The organism is Sanguibacter antarcticus (genome assembly GCF_002564005.1).
In the GTDB taxonomy this organism is placed as follows: Bacteria; Actinomycetota; Actinomycetes; order Actinomycetales; family Cellulomonadaceae; genus Sanguibacter; species Sanguibacter antarcticus.
This window is the reverse complement of record NZ_PDJG01000001.1, coordinates 2,073,412-2,092,922: the sequence shown is the minus strand read 5'-3', so window position 1 is coordinate 2,092,922 and position 19,511 is coordinate 2,073,412. Positions and strand designations below refer to the sequence as shown.

Here is a 19,511-nt window from a genome sequence, read left to right as displayed (position 1 = left end):
CCTGCGGGGGCGTCGGTGAGAAAGCGCCGGACGGCCCAGTTAGACCGTGGCACTCCCGTCGCGTAGAGTGTCCCTTCGGTGGTTGACGTCCGCCATGCTGTCGTATGCCCGCGAGGGCAGCTGTCAGTGGCACGGTGCGGACGTTCGTCGCGAAGGGTAGTGGCGCAATTGGTAGCGCAGCGGTCTCCAAAACCGCAGGTTGCAGGTTCGAGCCCTGTCTACCCTGCTAGGTGTCGCCCCGACCGAGAGGTCGGTGGCGGGACAGCTCCGAAGGTGGAGCAACAGCCAAGGACGAGCGATCACGAGAGCCACGACGTAGGGACGAACAGTGAGCGATTCCGCATCTGGTGCCGCCAGCGCCGAGGGCCTCGGTGTCAGTGGTGCGAAGAAGGGCGACAAGCATCCTGCGGCGAAGAAGGCCAACTTCTTCTCCCGGATCGCGCTCTTCGTCCGCCAGGTGGTCGCCGAGCTCAAGAAGGTCGTCGCTCCGACCCGGCCCGAGTTCCTCAACTACACGTTGGTCGTCATCGTGTTCGTCCTCGTCGCCATGGCTTTTGTTCTCATCCTGGACTTCTTCATCAACAAGGGCGTCTCCTGGGTGTTCGGCTAGCGCCGGTCCGCCTGCGGGAGTCCGGACTCCCCGACGGGCGACGATCGTCCAGCACAGCAGAACGGTGCTACCAGGCAGCACAGCCCGGTGCACGTCCATCAGAAGCGGCCCGAGCTCGTCTCAGGTAGTCATCAGAAAGCAGGTTCACCCGTGTCTCAGGAGTCGATCGAGCCGACGGAAGAGATCGTCGACGCCGTCGTGCCCGACACCGAGAGTGCAGATGCGGACGTTGCTGCACCCGAAGACGTCACGGTGGACAGCGATGTCGATGCTCCCGTCGACGCCGCCGATGCTGTGGTCGTCGCTGAGCCGACCGACGAGGCGGCTCCGGAGACCGACGACGAGCCGGACGAGGACGAGGACCCGGTCGAGGCGTTCCGCCGCGAGCTGCAGTCCAAGCCAGGCGACTGGTTCGTCATCCACTCGTACGCCGGCTACGAGAACCGCGTGAAGGCCAACCTCGAGAACCGCATCCAGAGCCTCAACATGGAGGACTATATCTTCCAGATCGAGGTTCCGATGGAAGAGGTGACCGAGATCAAGAACGCGCAGAAGAAGATCGTCCGCCGCGTTCGGATCCCCGGTTACGTCCTCGTTCGCATGGACCTCACCGACGAGTCGTGGGGCGCTGTGCGCCACACGCCGGGAGTGACCGGTTTCGTCGGTCACACCCACCAGCCGGTGCCGCTCACGCAGACTGAGGTCTTCGGGATGCTGTCGCCCTCGATCACTCCGAAGGTCGAAGCGGGCGCGAAGGGTGCGACCGGTCGTCCCGCGATCGAGGTCGACTTCCAGGTCGGCGAGTCGGTCACCGTCACGGACGGGCCGTTCGACACGCTGCCCGCCACGATCTCCGAGATCAGCCCCGAGAGCCAGAAGCTCAAGGTGCTGGTGTCCATCTTCGGCCGGGAGACCCCGGTCGAGCTGTCGTTCAGCCAGGTTGCGAAGATCTGATCCTGAGCGAGACGACGGCGTCATGTGGCGTCGTCAACTACTGAGTCAGAACACGAAGGACCCGATATGCCTCCCAAGAAAAAGGTATCTGGGCTGATCAAGCTCCAGATCAAGGCCGGCGCTGCCACGCCGGCACCCCCGATCGGCCCCGCGCTCGGTCAGCACGGCGTCAACATCATGGAGTTCTGCAAGGCGTACAACGCTGCGACCGAGTCGCAGCGTGGAAACGTCGTGCCGGTGGAGATCACGGTCTATGAAGACCGCACCTTCACCTTCATCACGAAGACACCACCGGCCGCAGAGCTCATCAAGCTCGCAGCTGGTGTGGCAAAGGGCTCGCCCACGCCGCACACGGTCAAGGTTGCGACCCTCTCGGGCGCTCAGGTGCGCGAGATCGCACAGAGCAAGCTTGAGGACCTCAACGCCAACGACATCGACGCAGCGTCGAAGATCATCGCAGGCACCGCCCGTTCCATGGGCATCAAGGTCGAGGGCTGAGAAGCTCCGCCTCATCTTATTGATCCTCGAGGCTCGACCTCGGGGAAAGTGGCAGGGTCCGCGCGGACCCGTCGACCACGACTGCTCCAAGGAGAACACAGCAGATGGCAACGCGCAGCAAGGCATACCGCTCAGCGGACGACAAGATCGATCACGAGAACCTCTACACTCCTCTCGAGGCTGTCCGCCTCGCGAAGGAGACCTCAGTCACCAAGTGGGACGCGACCGTCGAGGTCGCATTCCGTCTCGGTGTCGACCCCCGCAAGGCAGACCAGATGGTGCGCGGCACCGTCAACCTGCCGCACGGCACCGGAAAGACCGCTCGCGTCCTCGTCTTCGCAACCGGCGAGCGTGCAGAGCAGGCCCGGGCCGCCGGAGCTGACATCGTCGGTGGCGACGAGCTCATCGAGAAGGTCGCAGCCGGGTACACCGACTTCGACTCCGCCGTCGCGACGCCTGACCTCATGGGCAAGGTCGGTCGCCTCGGAAAGGTCCTCGGACCCCGCGGTCTCATGCCGAACCCGAAGACCGGCACGGTCACGATGGACGTCGCGAAGGCTGTCACCGAGATCAAGGGCGGAAAGATCGAGTTCCGCGTGGACAAGCACTCGAACCTCCACTTCATCATCGGCAAGGTCTCCTTCACCGAGGAGCAGCTGGTGGAGAACTACGCCGCCGCGATCGAGGAGATCCTCCGACTGAAGCCGTCCTCCTCCAAGGGCCGCTACATCTCGAAGGCGACGCTCGCCACGACGATGGGCCCGGGCATCCCCGTGGACCAGTCGAAGACGACGAAGCTTCTCGGAGAAGACGAGGTCTGAGAGACCAGCTCTACCGCACAGCACTGAAGGCCGGGTCCCTGGGAGGGGCCCGGCCTTCTGCGTGCCCGGAAGATGGTCACCGGGTGTATCACCGGCGCGTCGTGTCCCTCTTGAGTGGTATCGGAGATTCCAGAACACGACAGCGACGAGGTGCGCGATGACGAGACGGAGGAGCTTCCGGCATCGAGGATGCCTATGGTGCATCGCACCTCTCAGCTCTAGAATCGGCGCACAGTGGGTCGTACCCGCGCCCGAGGGGGTGCAGACAGGTGGGCATCATCGCTGACGAGACGTCCGAGACCGGCTTCGCCCGAGGAGGGCTGGCCGAGCGGGCGTCGCGCGCTCTGACCGCCTATCGAGCAGGCTTTCCTGCACTCATGAGCGAGGTCGTCCGCGAGACGACTCCACTCTTGTGGCACACGATCCGGTCTCAAGGTGTCGATCGTGAGGTGGCCGAGGACCTCGTCCAAGGCGTCTGGCTCGCGTTCGTCCGCAACATGGACTCGATCCGCGAGAGCGATGCTGTTCTCCAGTGGCTCCTCGTCGCGGCTCGACGAGCCGCGTGGGAGTCGGTGCGTCAACGTCGAGCCGAGGCCGCGCGTCGCGCGCTGGTCGACGATCTCGACCGGGCGACGCCGGACGTTGCCGAGCGTGAGCCCGCGCCTGATGTCCAGGTGCTCACCTCTGAACGAGACCGCACTCTCTGGGAGCGGTACTCGCTCCTTCCCGAGCGGTGCCAAGAGCTGCTCAAGCTCATCTCGCTCGCTGACCGTCCGGACTACAAGCACATCTCTGAAGCGCTCGACATGCCTGTCGGGAGCATCGGTGCCACGCGAGGACGGTGTCTGGCAAAGCTGCGGACGCTGCTCGCGGGAGACGACGTCTGGGGGACCCCATGAACGACCACGTCGGCAGGCGCAGCTTCGACCCTCGCGGGTGCATCGATCCAGGCGACGAGCGTGTCCTGTCCGCGCTGAGCTCGTGCGTCGCCCAGGTGGACCCTGTGCCACACGATCTCGTGGATCGGGTCCTCTTCGTGATGACGCTCGAAGGACTTCATGCCGAGACCATGGAGGTCCGCCGGATCGGGGTGCCCGAGCACGCGCTGCGCAGCGAGGAACCGGTCGAGGCACAGACGATCACCTTCACCTCCGCCGATCTGAGCGTGATGATCTCGCTCAGCCCAGCAGACGGTGCGATCCGCATGGACGGATGGATCTCGGAGCCGGGGGTGCGCGAGATCGAGCTCCATCGGCTGGGCGCCCAGGACATGACCGTGACGGACGCCGAGGGCCGGTTCGTCTTCGCACGGGTACCGCACGGCCAGGTCAGCCTCATCATCCGAGACGGCGACAGGGCCCCGTTGAGCACACCGGTGATCGAGCTCTGACACCGCGGCTCTGCCCGATGCAGAGCCGCGCGACCGTGGCGCTCATGATGCACGACGACTGACGAGGGGGACCGCATGAGTGCGAGCTCGAACGGACAGGACCCGCAGAAGGACGGCGACGCGGACAGGGGAGGGCCGGGCGCTCCGCTCGAGTGGCGGACGAGGTTCCTCGACCCCTCAGGTGCGTACCGCACGCGGACGGACCGTGCGCTCCAGCCGACGTGGTATGTCCAGGACCGGATCCTCGTGTCCGGGCCAGCGCCGGTCGCAGGCCTGGCCGCCGACGAGCAGCCTGCCCTGGCTGTCCTCGCGCGGGTGGCGGCAGAGGCAGGCTACGACATTGAGATCGACCTGCGCGACATCGAGGAAGCTCGGTTGCTCCGGTCGTCGGGTCTCTCACGTGAGGCCCAGGACGAGATCCTCGAGGACTTCGCGTACGGGGTGACCCTCGTGCCTGCTGACGGGCGGGTCGAGTCACCGCCAGAGGCATGGGACATCCTGCAAGCAGTCCGGATCGACGAAGAGGTGCAGAAGACGACAGCGGGTCGCGCTGTCTCGCGCGACCCGGCGACCTGGGGGACCGGGACCGTCTACGGGCTGGAGCACGTGGTCGGTGCTGTGCCGTATACCCAGTCCCACCCGTTCACGCAGGGGCATCCGTACACGCAGGGCCACCCGTACACGCAGTCGCACCCGTACACCCAAGGTCACCCGTACACGCAGGGCCACCCCTACACCCAGGGACACCCGGCGTCCGGACTGTGGGAGTACTCCCGCCCAGGTTCTGGAGGACGGCAGCCGGTCGCGTGGGTCGGGCCTGCTCCGCACCGCGACCAACCGGACGGACAGGTCATGTCCTGCACCGAGAGCGGAGTGCCTCGCCCGGTCGTCGCTGTGCTCGACACGGGGACAGGAGAGCATCCCTGGCTCGGGCCGGACGTGGTCCGCCGCGACCCGACGGTCTTCGGCAAGCCGATCGGACCGTTTCGTGCGCCTGCCCACCCGGTCGAGGACTCGGAGATCGGAGGGATGTCGCTCGCTCCGCTCACCGGCCCGCTCGACCCGGTAGCGGGCCACGGAACGTTCATCGCTGGGGTCGTCCGCCAGGTCGCTCCCGAGGCAGGTCTCTTGTCGTGCAGGCTCTACGGGGGCACCGGCGTCGTCGCAGAGTCGGACCTCCTGCTGTCCTTGCGCCGGCTGCTGGCGTTTCACATCCTCGGCCTGGAGGGCCTGGACGGGTGCACGCCGGTCGCAGTCCTCAACCTGTCGGTCGGCTACTACCACGAGCGCCCGGAAGACGAGGTGTTCGACGAACCGTTCGCTCGTGCCCTGCGCCGGCTGCGGTCCTGGGGCGTGGTGGTCGTCGTGTCCGCGGGGAACGACGGAGTGACGAAACCCAGCTTTCCGGCGGCCTTCGCACCGCTCGTCGACCGGTTTGCGTCCCCCGTGGCTCTGGTCGACCCGAGCGAGACGTCAGACGACCTGGCTCCGATGGTGGCGGTCGGTGCGCTCAACCCTGACGGGACGACTGCGCTCTTCAGCAACGACGGACCGTGGGTGACGACGTGCCGTGTCGGTGCGTCGATGGTGAGCACGGCCCCGACCGTGATTAGCGGTGCACTCACGCCGTCGCGGGCGGTCCCAGGACTGTGGGACCCGACCGAACGCCGGACGATCAACGCCGACGGCTGCAGCGGAGGATTCATCGTGTGGAGCGGGACGTCGTTCGCGAGTCCTCTCGTCGCGGGGGAGATCGCTGGCGCGCTCTTCGAGCAGGGGCTCGAGAGGGGCCTCCTGCCTGGGGCGTCTTCGTGCAGCGAGCTGCGGGAGGACCTGCGGGTCCGTGGGCGGAAGGCTGTCGCAGAGGTCGTCGGGCTCTCGATCTGAGCAGGCACGACCATCGGGTGGGCCCTGGTCCGGGCGCACGGCCCGTAGGTACACTCGGGAAGTTCTTCCCTCGTGCCCACGGAGGCCCCGTGCCTGCTCGACGAACCGACGGCTCGAGACGCCCGGACGTGCTCGCTGCGGTGGGCGCTGGTCTGGACGAAGGGCTGGCGCTGAGCGCGCGCGGCCTCCCGGCTCGGGCGCTCGACGTCTGGTCGTCGGCTCTCGACCTGCTTGATTCTTCTCCGGACGATGCCGACGGTTCTGACGATGCCACCGGACGCAGGGCGCACTACCTGCGTGCGCGCCTCCTGCTGTCGTCTGCGCTGAGCAGGTACGAGCTCGACGGGGACCGCTCCGCCACGACAGAGCTGCTGAGCGCGGCCGAGCATGCGGCGCGGGCAGCCCGGGCGCCCGAGGTTCTCGTTGCCATCCATGGCCAGCGTGGCCTGCTCGCTCTGCGTGCAGGTGCGTTGCAGGAGGCGACCGCGCACCTGGACGACGGGGTCGCTCTCGTCGACCACGCAGAAGCTCGGGACGCCTGCATCCTGCTGCTCAATCGTGGCTCGCTGAACCTCGACCAGGGCAACCTCGACCAGGCACGCGAGGACCTCCGGTCGTGTGCTGCGCGTGCACGGGTGCTCGGCGACGGGCTGCTCGTCTACAAGGCGAGCCACAACCTCGGGTACCTCGAGTTCCTGGCGGGGGACCTGCCGCTCGCGCTGGCGACGACAGAGGCCGCTGCCCGCGCACACCTGGAGGCGGCTGACGGTGCGGTCGAGACCGAGCCGGTGGGGCTCCTCGACCGTGCTCAGATGCTGCTCGAAGCAGGACTCCTCACCGAGGCCGACCTTCATCTCGAGAGGGCCGCTGCACTGTTCGAGGAACGCAGGCTGGTGCACGACCTCGCTGAGGTGGAGCTCGCACGCGCCCGGTGTGCGCTGCTAGCCGACAGGCCGGCCGACGCGCTGCGCTGGGCCCGCTCGGCGCGCAGCCGCTTCGGTCGTCGGAAGAACGCGCTGTGGAGGTGCCGCGCGGATCTCGAGGTCTGCCGGGCGCTCTTGGCTGAGGTGACGGCGGGTCAGCGAGGCGACCCCGGTCGGCTCGTGGTGCTGGCGAAGCGTGCTGAGAACCTAGCGGCCCTGGCCGGTTCGCTCGGAGGCGCAGGAGGTGCAGACGTCGCGAGCGGTGCACGGCTCGTCGCGGCCGAGGCATACGCCGTGTGCGGCGATCTCGACCGGGCAGTCGACCTCGTCGTCGACCTGCGGGCAGACACCGTGCGCGGGCCGCTCGCCCGCGGGCTGCAGGTAGCGATCGTCCGTGCGCGGATCGCTTTCGCGTCGGGCGACCGGGCAGCGGGCCGGGGCAGGGTGCTCGCAGGCCAGCGCATGCTGGCGGCGCACCGAGCGCAGCTGGGCTCTGTCGAGGCGGTGACCGCTAGCGCGGTGCACGGGGTCCGTCTCGTCGAGATGGATGTCGAGGCCGCTCTCGATGCAGGAGACCTCGATGGTGTGATCGATGCGGTAGAGCGTGGACGCGCCACGTTCGGTGGCCCCGCCCGGGTACGGCCGGCTCGCGACGAGGTCACCGCCCGGTTGACGTCCGAGCTGCGGCAGGTCGTGGAGCGGTCGAGGCTGCTCTCGTCGACGGCGACCGTCGGTGAGACGGTGGAGCTGCAGGCGCAGGCGACGCGTCTGCGAGAGGCGATCCGGCAGCACGAGTGGCAGGAGGGCGCTGGTGGGCGGCCGCTTCGACCGTTGTCCGTGCAGGGGATCCGGCAGGTGGTCCAGCGACGCCCGAACCTGGTGGTCTTGGAGTTCGTCGTGCACCGCGGGGTGCTTCTCCTCGTGACGGTCGACACAGCAGGGGAGCGTCTACGGTCCGTCGTCGACCTCCCTGACCTCGAGGAACGGACGCGGCGCCTCCACGGTGATCTTCGGCTGCTGAGCAACCCGCTCGTCCCGCTGGCGCTGCGCGATGCGGCACGGCGTTCGTTCGACGTGGGGGCCGCGTGGTTCGACGAGCGGATGCTCGCCGACGTTCCTCAGGGAGCAGAAGTCCACGTGGTGGGCCCTGGCCAGGTGATCACTCTCCCGTGGGGGGCGTTCCCGTCGCGTCGTGGTGCAGTGACGTCGGTGTCGCCGCACGTGAGCCGGGCGGAGGGATCGCGTGGCTCGGGGGCGGCTGGTCTTGGTGAGCGACGGGTCTCATCCATCGCGGGACCTGGTCTGTCGCAGGGCCGGGCGGAGGCAGAGGCTGTCGCCGCGCTGTGGCCTGGTGGGCAGGCGCTCTCGGGCGACGCGGCGACCTGTGCAGCGGTCGCCGCGGCCTTGCGCGAGAGCGATGTCGTGCATCTGGCCACGCACGGGACCCATGTCGTGGAGAATCCCTTGTTCTCGTCGGTGCGGCTGGCCGACGGCCCGCTGTTCGCCTACGAGCTGGACGGGTTGCGGCTGGCGCCCTCTCTCGTCGTTCTCTCGTCGTGCGACGTGGGCCAGGCGACCCCGTCTCTGGGCGGGCAGACTCTCGGTTTTGCGAGCGTGCTCTTGCGCTTGGGGGTCGGGGTCGTCATCGCGTCGGTCGAGCCGGTGGGGGACGCGCTCGCGCGTTCGCTCATGCCGCGCTTCCACGCGCTCGTCGGTGCTGGGGCGAGCCCGGCGCGAGCGTTGGCTGTGGTCGGTGCTCATGCTGACGAGCCGATCCCGTTCGTGTGCTTCACGTCCACCCTGACGTGAAGACCTGGGCCAGGCGTGGTGCCCGGTTTGGTAGAGCGGTTCTCGTGCCGTAGCATGTTGGGGTACCCAAGACCGCAGGTCGTTGGTCGTGCCCGGAGACGGACCGTCCAATCGAAGTTCCGCCAGGGAGCGGAGACCAGCGCAGGTGAGAGCAAGCAGAGCAGGTCGGAGACGACCGTGCCATGTGAGCCCCGCGCCTGCGCGGGGCTCTTTTTGTTTGTCGGTACGGGAGCCGGGATCCCGGCGAGACCAGCGGCACCACCATCGGAAGGATTGCCATGGCGAGGCCGGACAAGGCAGCCGCAGTAGCAGAGCTCACGGACATGTTCCGCGAGTCCAACGCTGCCGTGCTGACCGAGTACCGCGGGCTCACCGTCGCGCAGCTCAAGCAGCTGCGTCGGTCGCTCAGCGGCAACGCAACGTACGCCGTGGTGAAGAACACGCTGACCGCTATCGCGGCCAAGGAAGCCGGTGTCGAAGGACTGGACGCCGATCTTGCTGGACCGTCGGCAATCGCCTTCGTCACCGGAGACCCGGTCGAGGCTGCCAAGGGCCTGCGTGACTTCGCCAAGGCAAACCCGCAGCTGGTCATCAAGGCTGGTGTCCTCGACGGACGCCCGCTGACTGCTGCAGACATCATCAAGCTCGCGGACCTCGAGTCCCGCGAGGTGCTGCTGGCCAAGCTGGCTGGCGCGTTCAAGGCGTCGCTCTACCAGGCGGCGTACCTGTTCACGGCACCCGCATCGCAGGCCGTGCGCACCATCGACGCCCTGCGCGAGAAGCAGGCTTCGCCTGAGAGCCAGGACAGCGCGGCCTGAGCCTTCCTCCGGGAAGACGCAGGTCACGCACACACACAACCCTCTGCTTCACGCAGGACAACCAGGAAGGAACGCCGACCATGGCGAAGCTCAGCACCGAAGAGCTCATTGCAGCTTTCAAGGAACTGACCCTCATCGAGCTCTCCGAGTTCGTGAAGGCGTTCGAGGAGACCTTCGAGGTCACCGCAGCAGCCCCCGCAGCCGTCGCAGTTGCCGGACCGGCAGCCGCTGCCGCTGAGGTCGAAGAGGAGAAGGACGAGTTCGACGTCATCCTCGAGGCCGCTGGCGACAAGAAGATCCAGGTCATCAAGGAGGTGCGCGCCCTCACGAGCCTCGGCCTGAAGGAGGCGAAGGACCTCGTCGACAGCGCTCCCAAGGCTGTTCTTGAGGCTGCTACCAAGGAAGCTGCCGAGAAGGCCAAGGCCGCTCTCGAGGGTGCCGGCGCGACCGTCACCCTCAAGTGATCTGAGCCTGACGGCTCGGTCCGCACGCGCCGCCTGAGTGCGGCTCCGGACCATCACAGTGCAATGAGGCCCGCACCCTGTTCAGGGTGCGGGCCTCATCGTCTGCGCTGATTCTTCAGCAGAAGAGGCGAGTCCTCTGGACGCGGCGTCCGGTGGTCCGTGGCTCACGCTGCTCATGCTCGAACGGCCGAGTTGCCCATTCTTGACTCGGTCGGCTATGCTAACGCTTTGCGCTGGCGTGTGCCTGCAAAACCACTCGTAGTGTCGCCGGGACTGGCGTCCCGAGCCCTCGGAGCGAACTCCGGTCGGCTCGTGGGCCTTGGAATCCGGTCGCGCGAGGTGGCGAGATATCTATGATTTTCGGTGCAGACCGGACATCAGGGTGTGCTTGACACCACAAGGGTGGCGGAGGAGGCCGCAAAGCGCAACAGCGTGCACTCGATCCGCAGGGAAGGACCCCTCTTGGCTGCCTCGCGCACCCCTTCTGCTCCGTCCGCCGACGCAATTGCGAACCGCACCGCTTCTCGGCGCGTCTCCTTCGCCAAGATTTTTGAACCGTTGGAGGTGCCTGACCTCCTGGGTCTCCAGACCGAGAGCTTCGACTGGCTCCTCGGCAACGACAAGTGGCGTGCCCGTGTGGCCATCGCCAACGAGAGCGGCCGACAGGACGTCCCGTCGACGTCAGGCCTCGAGGAGATCTTCGAGGAGATCTCACCGATCGAGGACTTCGGATCGTCGATGTCCCTGTCGTTCTCCAACCACCGCTTCGAGCCGCCGAAGCACACGGCGGAGGAGTGCAAGGAGAAGGACTTCACCTTCGCAGCTCCGCTGTTCGTGACGGCCGAGTTCTTCAACTACAACACCGGTGAGATCAAGAGCCAGACGGTCTTCATGGGCGACTTCCCGCTCATGACCGAGCGCGGCACCTTCATCATCAACGGCACAGAGCGCGTCGTCGTCTCGCAGCTCGTCCGTTCGCCGGGGGTCTACTTCGACCGCACGGCCGACAAGACGAGCGACAAGGACATCTTCAACGCGAAGATCATCCCGTCGCGCGGGGCCTGGCTCGAGTTCGAGATCGACAAGCGTGACGCCGTCGGCGTGCGCGTCGACCGCAAGCGCAAGCAGTCCGTCACGGTGCTGCTCAAGGCGCTCGGCCTGACCGAGTCGGAGATCCGCGAAGAGTTCGCAGACTTCCCGTCCATCCTCGACACGCTCGAGAAGGACCACGTCACGACCGAGGAAGAGGCGCTCGTCGACCTCTACCGCAAGATCCGTCCGGGTGAGCCGCCCACGGTCGAGGCCGGACGCTCTCTGCTGGAGAACTTCTACTTCAACTCGAAGCGCTACGACCTCGCGAAGGTCGGCCGCTACAAGGTGAACAAGAAGCTTGGCATCGACGCGCCCCTGTCCGACTCCGTCCTCACGGTCACGGACATCGTCGCGACGATCAAGTACCTCGCCGCTCTTCACGCCGACGCAGCGACGATCCCCGGAAAGAAGAACGGTGAAGCCGTCGACGTCCGCGTCGAGACGGACGACATCGACCACTTCGGCAACCGCCGCATCCGCGCCGTCGGTGAGCTCATCCAGAACCAGGTCCGTACCGGCCTGTCACGGATGGAGCGCGTCGTGCGCGAGAGGATGACGACCCAGGACGTCGAGGCCATCGCGCCGCAGACGCTCATCAACATCCGCCCGGTCGTGGCATCGATCAAGGAGTTCTTCGGAACCTCTCAGCTCTCGCAGTTCATGGACCAGAACAACCCACTCGCCGGACTGACGCACAAGCGTCGCCTGTCCGCGCTCGGCCCAGGTGGTCTGTCCCGCGACCGCGCCGGCATGGAGGTCCGTGACGTCCACCCGTCGCACTACGGCCGCATGTGCCCCATCGAGACCCCGGAGGGCCCGAACATCGGGCTCATCGGCTCGCTCGCGTCGTTCGGACGGATCAACCCGTTCGGCTTCATCGAGACGCCGTACCGCAAGGTCGAGTACGGCATGGTCAGCGACGAGGTCGTGTATCTCACGGCCGACGACGAGGACCGCTTCGTCATCGCCCAGGCGAACACCGAGCTCAAGGCGGACAACTCGTTCCTCACCGAGCGTGTGCTCGTCCGTACCAAGGGTGGCGAGACGGACGACGTCCTCGGCTCCGCGGTCGACTACATGGACGTCTCACCGCGCCAGATGGTGTCGGTCGCTACGGCCCTCATCCCGTTCCTCGAGCACGACGACGCCAACCGCGCCCTCATGGGTGCGAACATGCAGCGCCAGGCCGTGCCCCTCGTCCGTTCTGAGGCCCCGCTGGTCGGGACCGGGATGGAACGTCGCGCCGCGATCGACGCTGGTGACGTGCTTGTCGCAACGAAGGCGGGTGTCGTCACGGAGGTCTCCGCAGACCTCATCGTCGTGGCGAACGACGACGCGACGACCACGAGCTACCGGGCCGCGAAGTTCCGTCGCTCCAACCAGGGCACGTCCTACAACCAGCGTGTGCTGGTCGACGAGGGCGCTCGCGTCGAGGTCGGCTCCGTCCTCGGTGACGGCCCCGCGACGGACGACGGCGAGCTCGCTCTCGGGCGCAACCTCCTCGTGGCGTTCATGTCCTGGGAAGGTCACAACTACGAGGACGCGATCATCCTGTCGCAGCGCCTCGTGCAGGACGACGTCCTCTCCTCGATCCACATCGAAGAGCACGAGGTCGACGCCCGTGACACGAAGCTCGGCCCAGAGGAGATCACCCGGGACATCCCGAACGTCTCCGAGGACGTCCTCGCGGACCTCGACGAGCGCGGCATCATCCGCATCGGTGCCGAGGTCGGCGCCGGTGACGTGCTCGTCGGAAAGGTCACGCCGAAGGGCGAGACCGAGCTGACCCCGGAGGAGCGCCTGCTCCGTGCCATCTTCGGCGAGAAGGCCCGCGAGGTGCGCGACACCTCGCTCAAGGTCCCTCACGGCGAGTCCGGCACGGTCATCGGCGTCAAGGAGTTCCGTCGTGAAGACGGCGACGAGCTCCCCGCCGGCGTGAACGAGCTCGTCCGCGTGTACATCGCGCAGCGACGCAAGATCACCGCAGGCGACAAGCTCGCCGGCCGTCACGGGAACAAGGGTGTCATCTCGACCATCCTCCCGATCGAGGACATGCCGTTCCTCGAGGACGGCACGCCCGTCGACATCATCCTCAACCCCATGGGTGTGCCGGGACGTATGAACGTCGGCCAGGTGCTCGAGGTCCACCTCGGATGGATCGCGGCTCAGGGTTGGGACATCACGCTTGCGACCGAAGGTGACCTGTCCTGGAAGGACGACGTCCCTGCCATCGCAGCACAGAACCCGCCCCGCAACCCGGTAGCGACGCCTGTGTTCGACGGTCTGCAGGAGAACGCGTTGAGCGGTCTCCTCACGGCTACGCTGCCGAACCGCGACGGCGACCGCATGGTCCAGCCCGACGGCAAGGCACGCCTCTTCGACGGTCGCTCCGGTGAGCCGTTCCCCGAGGCGGTCTCGGTCGGGTACATGTACATCTTGAAGCTCCACCACCTGGTGGACGACAAGATCCACGCCCGCTCCACGGGCCCGTACTCGATGATCACGCAGCAGCCGCTCGGTGGTAAGGCGCAGTTCGGTGGACAGCGTTTCGGAGAGATGGAGGTGTGGGCTCTCGAAGCGTATGGAGCGGCCTACACGCTCCAGGAGCTCCTGACGATCAAGTCGGACGACGTCCCCGGACGCGTCAAGGTGTACGAGGCCATCGTCAAGGGCGAGAACATCCCCGACTCGGGTATCCCGGAGTCCTTCAAGGTTCTCCTCAAGGAGATGCAGTCGCTGTGCCTGAACGTCGAGGTGCTCTCCAGCGACGGCGTCTCAATCGAGATGCGTGAGTCCGACGACGACGTGTACCGCGCCGCCGAGGAGCTCGGCATCGACCTGTCACGTCGCCCCAACGCAGCATCCAGCATCGACGAGATCTGATCTCGGGACTGACGGGGGTGCCGCTCATCACGAGCCTGCACCCCCGTCACGAACCGAAACTCTGTAGCACCTCCACCGCGCCGGCCGGGAAGAATCCCGACGAGGCCGGCAGACGAAGGAAGTAGGACCACCTTGCTCGACGTCAATGTCTTCGACGAGCTGCGCATCGGACTGGCCACGGCAGACGACATCCGCACCTGGTCGCATGGCGAGGTCAAGAAGCCTGAGACCATCAACTACCGCACGCTCAAGCCTGAGAAGGACGGCCTCTTCTGCGAGAAGATCTTCGGCCCGACCCGGGACTGGGAGTGCTACTGCGGCAAGTACAAGCGTGTCCGCTTCAAGGGCATCATCTGTGAGCGCTGTGGCGTCGAGGTCACGCGCTCGAAGGTTCGCCGCGAGCGCATGGGCCACATCGAGCTCGCCGCGCCCGTCACACACATCTGGTTCTTCAAGGGTGTCCCCTCCCGCCTCGGGTACCTGCTCGACCTCGCTCCGAAGGACCTCGAGAAGGTCATCTACTTCGCGGCGTACATGATCACGTCTGTCGACATCGACGGCCGGCAGGAAGACCTCCCGAACCTCCAGAACGAGATCGACCTGGAGAAGAAGGAGATCACCGACCGTCGCGACAACGACATCGAGACGCGCGCTCAGCGTCTCGAGGCCGATCTCGCTGCGCTCGAGGCAGAGGGCGCTCGCGCCGACGCACGCCGCAAGGTCCGCGACTCTGCCGAGCGCGAGATGGCGCAGATCCGCAAGCGGTCTGACGCTGAGCTCGACCGTCTCGACCAGGTCTGGGACCGGTTCAAGGCGCTCAAGGTCGCTGACCTCGAGGGCGACGAGATGCTCTACCGTGCGCTGCAGGACCGCTACGGGAACTACTTCGAAGGTTCCATGGGCGCGGCGGCGATCCAGAAGCGTCTGCAGGACTTCGACCTCGTTACCGAGGCCGAGACCCTGCGCGAGATCATCCGGAGCGGCAAGGGCCAGCGCAAGACGCGTGCCCTCAAGCGCCTCAAGGTCGTCAACGCGTTCCTCACCACGACGAACTCGCCGACCGGCATGGTTCTCGACGCTGTCCCTGTCATCCCCCCGGACCTGCGTCCGATGGTCCAGCTCGACGGTGGACGTTTCGCGACGTCTGACCTTAACGACCTGTACCGCCGTGTGATCAACCGGAACAACCGCCTCAAGCGTCTTCTCGACCTCGGAGCACCGGAGATCATCGTCAACAACGAGAAGCGGATGCTTCAGGAGGCTGTTGACTCCCTGTTCGACAACGGCCGCCGTGGGCGTCCGGTCACCGGACCGGGAAACCGTCCGCTGAAGTCGATCTCCGACATGCTCAAGGGCAAGCAGGGGCGTTTCCGCCAGAACCTTCTCGGAAAGCGCGTCGACTACTCGGGCCGTTCGGTCATCGTCGTCGGCCCGCAGCTCAAGCTGCACCAGTGCGGTCTGCCCAAGCAGATGGCGCTCGAGCTGTTCAAGCCGTTCGTGATGAAGCGGCTCGTCGACCTCAACCACGCTCAGAACATCAAGAGCGCCAAGCGGATGGTCGAGCGCGCCAAGTCGGCGGTCTGGGACGTCCTCGAAGAGGTCATCACGGAGCACCCGGTCCTCCTCAACCGTGCTCCGACCCTGCACCGTCTCGGTATCCAGGCGTTCGAGCCGATGCTCGTCGAGGGCAAGGCCATCCACCTGCACCCGCTCGTGTGCGCAGCGTTCAACGCTGACTTCGACGGTGACCAGATGGCTGTGCACCTGCCGCTGTCGGCAGAGGCGCAGGCCGAGGCCCGCATCCTCATGCTCTCGAGCAACAACATCCTCAAGCCGTCTGACGGACGTCCTGTGACCATGCCCTCCCAGGACATGATCATCGGGCTCTACCACCTGACGAGCGAGAAGGAAGCCCCTCTCGGAGAGGGCCGGGCGTTCAGCTCGGTCTCCGAGGCGATCATGGCGTTCGATGGTGGCAGCCTGGACCTCAACGCGGAGATCATCATCCGCATGGAGGACCTCGTCCCGCCGACGGTCGACACCGAGGCTCCTGAGGGTTGGGCAGAGGGACAGCCACGGCTGTTCAAGACCACCCTCGGCCGGGCGCTGTTCAACGAGCTGCTCCCGATCGACTACCCGTACGTCAACGCGGTCGTGGACAAGAAGCGCCTGTCGCAGATCGTCAACGAGCTTGCCGAGACGTACCCCAAGGTCGAGGTCGCAGAGTCGCTCGATGCGCTCAAGGCGGCAGGCTTCCGCTGGGCCACCCGTTCTGGCATCACCATCTCGATCTCCGACGTGGCGACGCCGAGCGCGAAGGCAGCGATCCTCGAGACGCACGAGGCTCGTGCGCTCAAGGTCCAGCAGCAGTTCGACAAGGGTCTGATCACGGACGACGAGCGTCGTCAGGAGCTCATCGAGATCTGGACGCAGGCGACCGACAAGGTCGCGAAGGCGATGCAGGAGAACTTCCCTGTGCGCAACACCGTCTATCGGATGGTCGGCTCGGGTGCACGAGGCAACTGGATGCAGGTTCGCCAGATCGCCGGTATGCGTGGTCTCGTGGCCAACCCGAAGGGTGACATCATCCCTCGCCCGATCAAGTCGAACTACCGCGAGGGACTCTCTGTCCTCGAATACTTCATCGCGACGCACGGAGCCCGTAAGGGCCTCGCCGACACCGCGCTGCGGACCGCCGACTCGGGATACCTCACGCGTCGTCTCGTCGACGTCTCGCAGGATGTCATCGTCCGCGAGGAGGACTGCGGGACCGAGCGTGGTCTCACCCTCCCGGTGAGCGAGGACCTCGGTGGAGGCAAGCTCGTCCGTCACGACAAGGTCGAGCAGAGCATCTACTCCCGCACGCTCGCCTCGTCCGTCGAGGTTGGCGGCAAGGTCATCGGACAGGCTGGAGAGGACGTCGGAGACGTGCTCATCGACGCCCTGCTGGCTGCGGGCGTCTCGACGCTCAAGGTCCGCTCGGTGCTCACCTGCGAGTCTCGGGTGGGTACGTGCGCCAAGTGCTACGGCCGCTCACTCGCGACGGGCAAGCTCGTCGACATCGGTGAGGCCGTCGGCATCATCGCGGCGCAGTCGATCGGTGAGCCGGGTACCCAGCTGACGATGCGTACGTTCCACACGGGTGGTGTGGCGTCTGCGGACGACATCACACAGGGACTGCCGCGTGTCACGGAGCTCTTCGAGGCGCGTACGCCCAAGGGCGAGGCGCCGATCGCGGAGTACACGGGCCGCATCACGATCGACGACTCCGAGCGCACGCGCCGGATCGTCCTCACCCCGGAAGACGGCTCCGAGGAGATCGCGTACGCGGTCACCAAGCGGTCGCGTCTCCTCGTGGAGGACGGCCAGGAGGTCGTCGTCGGTACGCAGCTCGTCCAGGGTGCGGTGGACCCGAAGAAGGTCTTGCGCATCCTCGGCCCGCGCGCCACGCAGAAGCACCTCGTGGACGAGGTCCAGCAGGTGTACCGCTCTCAGGGCGTGGACATCCACGACAAGCACATCGAGGTCATCGTGCGGCAGATGCTGCGTCGTGTGACGGTCCTCGACTCCGGCGACTCGATCCTGCTCCCGGGCGAGCTCGCCGAGCGCGGTCGCTTCGAGGACGCCAACCGGCGTGCGGTGGCGGAAGGTGGCCAGCCGGCCTCCGGTCGTCCCGAGCTCATGGGGATCACGAAGGCGTCGCTCGCGACCGACTCGTGGCTCTCGGCGGCGTCCTTCCAGGAGACCACGCGCGTCCTCACGGAGGCCGCGATGAGCGGTCGCCGCGACCCGCTCCTCGGTCTCAAGGAGAACGTCATCCTCGGAAAGCTCATCCCTGCAGGTACAGGGCTGCCTCGCTACGGCAACGTGCGGGTCGAGCCCACCGAAGAAGCGAAGGCCGAGCTCTACCCGAGCTTCGGCTACGACGAGATCGACTTCCCGGCTCTCGGAATGGGATCCGGTGAGGCGATCCCGCTCGAGGACATCGACTTCGGTCCCGACTTCCGCTGATCCGGTAGGAGTCGGCGCGGGGCGGTTCCCTCTGGGGGCCGCCCCGCACTGTTGTCAGCACTCAGATCACTTTGACCTCCCTGCACATCGCAGGTAGGCTTGGAAACCGTGCCCGTGCTGTCGGGCCCTTGTGACTACATTTCGTCGGTCGCCGAGAGACCTCAGAGGTCCTCCTGGCTCGATGGACGGAGATGGTCACGCCGTATCTGGAGCGAGAGCTTCGAACGATGCGACGAGGGTCCGGCTCGGCAGCGGGGACTTCTGGCTCAGCGCGCACTGCGCGCGGGGCTGGACCATCGAGCCGGTGGTACGTGGCGTATTGCAGCGAAGCTGCGGTGCCTCGTGCACCCAGCTCGGACACGACCAGCAATAGCCAGCAGTAGCCACCGCCGGGAAACACCCGGCGAGCTCGAGTAGACACGGAGACGCAGTGCCCACGATTCAGCAGCTCGTCCGCAAGGGGCGGACATCGAAGGTCGGAAAGTCCAAGACGCCGGCCCTCAAAGGATCCCCTCAGCGGCGCGGTGTGTGCACCCGCGTCTACACCACCACTCCGAAGAAGCCGAACTCCGCGCTCCGCAAGGTTGCTCGCGTGAAGCTCTCCAGTGGCGTTGAGGTCACCGCGTACATCCCAGGTGTCGGACACAACCTCCAGGAGCACTCCATCGTGCTCGTGCGCGGCGGTCGTGTGAAGGACCTTCCCGGTGTGCGTTACAAGGTCATCCGCGGCGCTCTCGACACCCAGGGTGTCAAGAACCGCAAGCAGGCTCGCAGCCGCTACGGCGCGAAGAAGGAGAAGAGCTGATGCCTCGCAAAGGCCCGGCCCCGAAGCGGCCCCTCATCATCGACCCGGTCTACGGATCCCCGGTCGTCACGCAGCTCATCAACAAGGTCCTCATGGACGGCAAGAAGTCGACCGCTGAGGCGATCGTCTACGGTGCCCTCGAAGGCGTCCGCGACAAGACCGCCGGCGACCCCGTCGTCGTCCTCAAGCGCGCGCTCGAGAACATCCGCCCCGCGCTCGAGGTTCGCTCGCGCCGTGTCGGTGGCGCGACCTACCAGGTTCCGGTCGAGGTTCGCCCCGTCCGCTCGACCACGCTCGCGCTGCGCTGGCTCACGGACTACTCGCGTGCACGTCGCGAGAAGACCATGACCGAGCGCCTCATGAACGAGATCCTCGACGCGAGCAACGGCCTCGGTGCCGCTGTGAAGCGCCGCGAGGACATGCACAAGATGGCTGAGTCCAACAAGGCCTTCGCGCACTACCGCTGGTGATGATGCGGTGCCCCGGGACGTCCCGGGGCACCCGTTCATCCCTCGACGCCCTACAGGCGTCCTCTGTCTCACGTCT

14 protein-coding genes and 1 tRNA gene are annotated in these 19,511 nt (G+C 66.5%); all 15 read left to right on the top strand.

Annotation, left to right across the window (positions count from 1 at the left end; translation table 11 throughout):
• The first annotated feature begins 153 nt into the window (after nt 1–153).
• Nucleotides 154–226, top strand: a tRNA-Trp gene (locus tag ATL42_RS09570).
• A 102-nt stretch (nt 227–328) separates the two neighbouring features.
• Nucleotides 329–610, top strand: coding sequence for a preprotein translocase subunit SecE (gene secE, locus ATL42_RS09565; protein WP_098455141.1), 282 nt, complete (start codon nt 329–331; stop codon nt 608–610).
• Between the two features lie 150 nt (nt 611–760).
• Complete coding sequence (gene nusG, locus ATL42_RS09560; protein WP_098455140.1) at nt 761–1,564, top strand: transcription termination/antitermination protein NusG; 804 nt, start codon at nt 761–763, stop codon at nt 1,562–1,564.
• 66 nt (nt 1,565–1,630) lie between these two features.
• Nucleotides 1,631–2,062 carry a 50S ribosomal protein L11 gene (rplK, locus tag ATL42_RS09555; RefSeq protein ID WP_098455139.1) on the top strand — a complete coding sequence of 144 codons (432 nt, stop codon included), beginning with the start codon at nt 1,631–1,633 and terminating at the stop codon, nt 2,060–2,062.
• A 104-nt stretch (nt 2,063–2,166) separates the two neighbouring features.
• Nucleotides 2,167–2,883: a 50S ribosomal protein L1 gene (gene rplA, locus ATL42_RS09550; protein WP_098455138.1), complete on the top strand. Its 717-nt coding sequence runs from the start codon at nt 2,167–2,169 to the stop codon at nt 2,881–2,883.
• A gap of 269 nt (nt 2,884–3,152) precedes the next feature.
• Nucleotides 3,153–3,782, top strand: a complete 630-nt coding sequence (locus ATL42_RS09545) for an RNA polymerase sigma factor (RefSeq protein WP_245862381.1) — start codon at nt 3,153–3,155, stop codon at nt 3,780–3,782.
• Nucleotides 3,779–4,273 carry a hypothetical protein gene (locus tag ATL42_RS09540; RefSeq protein WP_098455137.1) on the top strand — a complete coding sequence of 165 codons (495 nt, stop codon included), beginning with the start codon at nt 3,779–3,781 and terminating at the stop codon, nt 4,271–4,273. Before ATL42_RS09545 ends, ATL42_RS09540 begins: the two co-directional genes overlap by 4 nt.
• Before the next feature lie 75 nt (nt 4,274–4,348).
• On the top strand, nt 4,349–6,160 hold the full coding sequence (locus ATL42_RS09535) for a S8 family peptidase (protein ID WP_098455136.1): 1,812 nt from the start codon (nt 4,349–4,351) through the stop codon (nt 6,158–6,160).
• A gap of 89 nt (nt 6,161–6,249) precedes the next feature.
• Entirely contained in the window at nt 6,250–8,892 is a 2,643-nt protein-coding gene (locus ATL42_RS09530; protein ID WP_143556730.1) for a CHAT domain-containing protein, read from the top strand.
• A 278-nt stretch (nt 8,893–9,170) separates the two neighbouring features.
• Nucleotides 9,171–9,710 carry a 50S ribosomal protein L10 gene (gene rplJ, locus ATL42_RS09525; protein WP_098455134.1) on the top strand — a complete coding sequence of 180 codons (540 nt, stop codon included), beginning with the start codon at nt 9,171–9,173 and terminating at the stop codon, nt 9,708–9,710.
• An 80-nt stretch (nt 9,711–9,790) separates the two neighbouring features.
• Nucleotides 9,791–10,174: a 50S ribosomal protein L7/L12 gene (gene rplL / locus ATL42_RS09520; protein ID WP_098455133.1), complete on the top strand. Its 384-nt coding sequence runs from the start codon at nt 9,791–9,793 to the stop codon at nt 10,172–10,174.
• 462 nt (nt 10,175–10,636) lie between these two features.
• Nucleotides 10,637–14,149 (top strand): DNA-directed RNA polymerase subunit beta, encoded by a 3,513-nt coding sequence (gene rpoB / locus ATL42_RS09515; RefSeq protein ID WP_098456478.1) that lies wholly within the window; start codon nt 10,637–10,639, stop codon nt 14,147–14,149.
• A gap of 132 nt (nt 14,150–14,281) precedes the next feature.
• Nucleotides 14,282–18,160, top strand: coding sequence for a DNA-directed RNA polymerase subunit beta' (locus ATL42_RS09510; RefSeq protein ID WP_098455132.1), 3,879 nt, complete (start codon nt 14,282–14,284; stop codon nt 18,158–18,160).
• 430 nt (nt 18,161–18,590) lie between these two features.
• A complete protein-coding gene (gene rpsL, locus ATL42_RS09505; RefSeq protein ID WP_066464686.1) occupies nt 18,591–18,965 on the top strand; it encodes a 30S ribosomal protein S12 in 375 nt (124 codons plus the stop codon).
• Nucleotides 18,965–19,435: a 30S ribosomal protein S7 gene (rpsG, locus tag ATL42_RS09500; RefSeq protein WP_098455131.1), complete on the top strand. Its 471-nt coding sequence runs from the start codon at nt 18,965–18,967 to the stop codon at nt 19,433–19,435. Before rpsL ends, rpsG begins: the two co-directional genes overlap by 1 nt.
• Nucleotides 19,436–19,511: the final 76 nt, after the last annotated feature.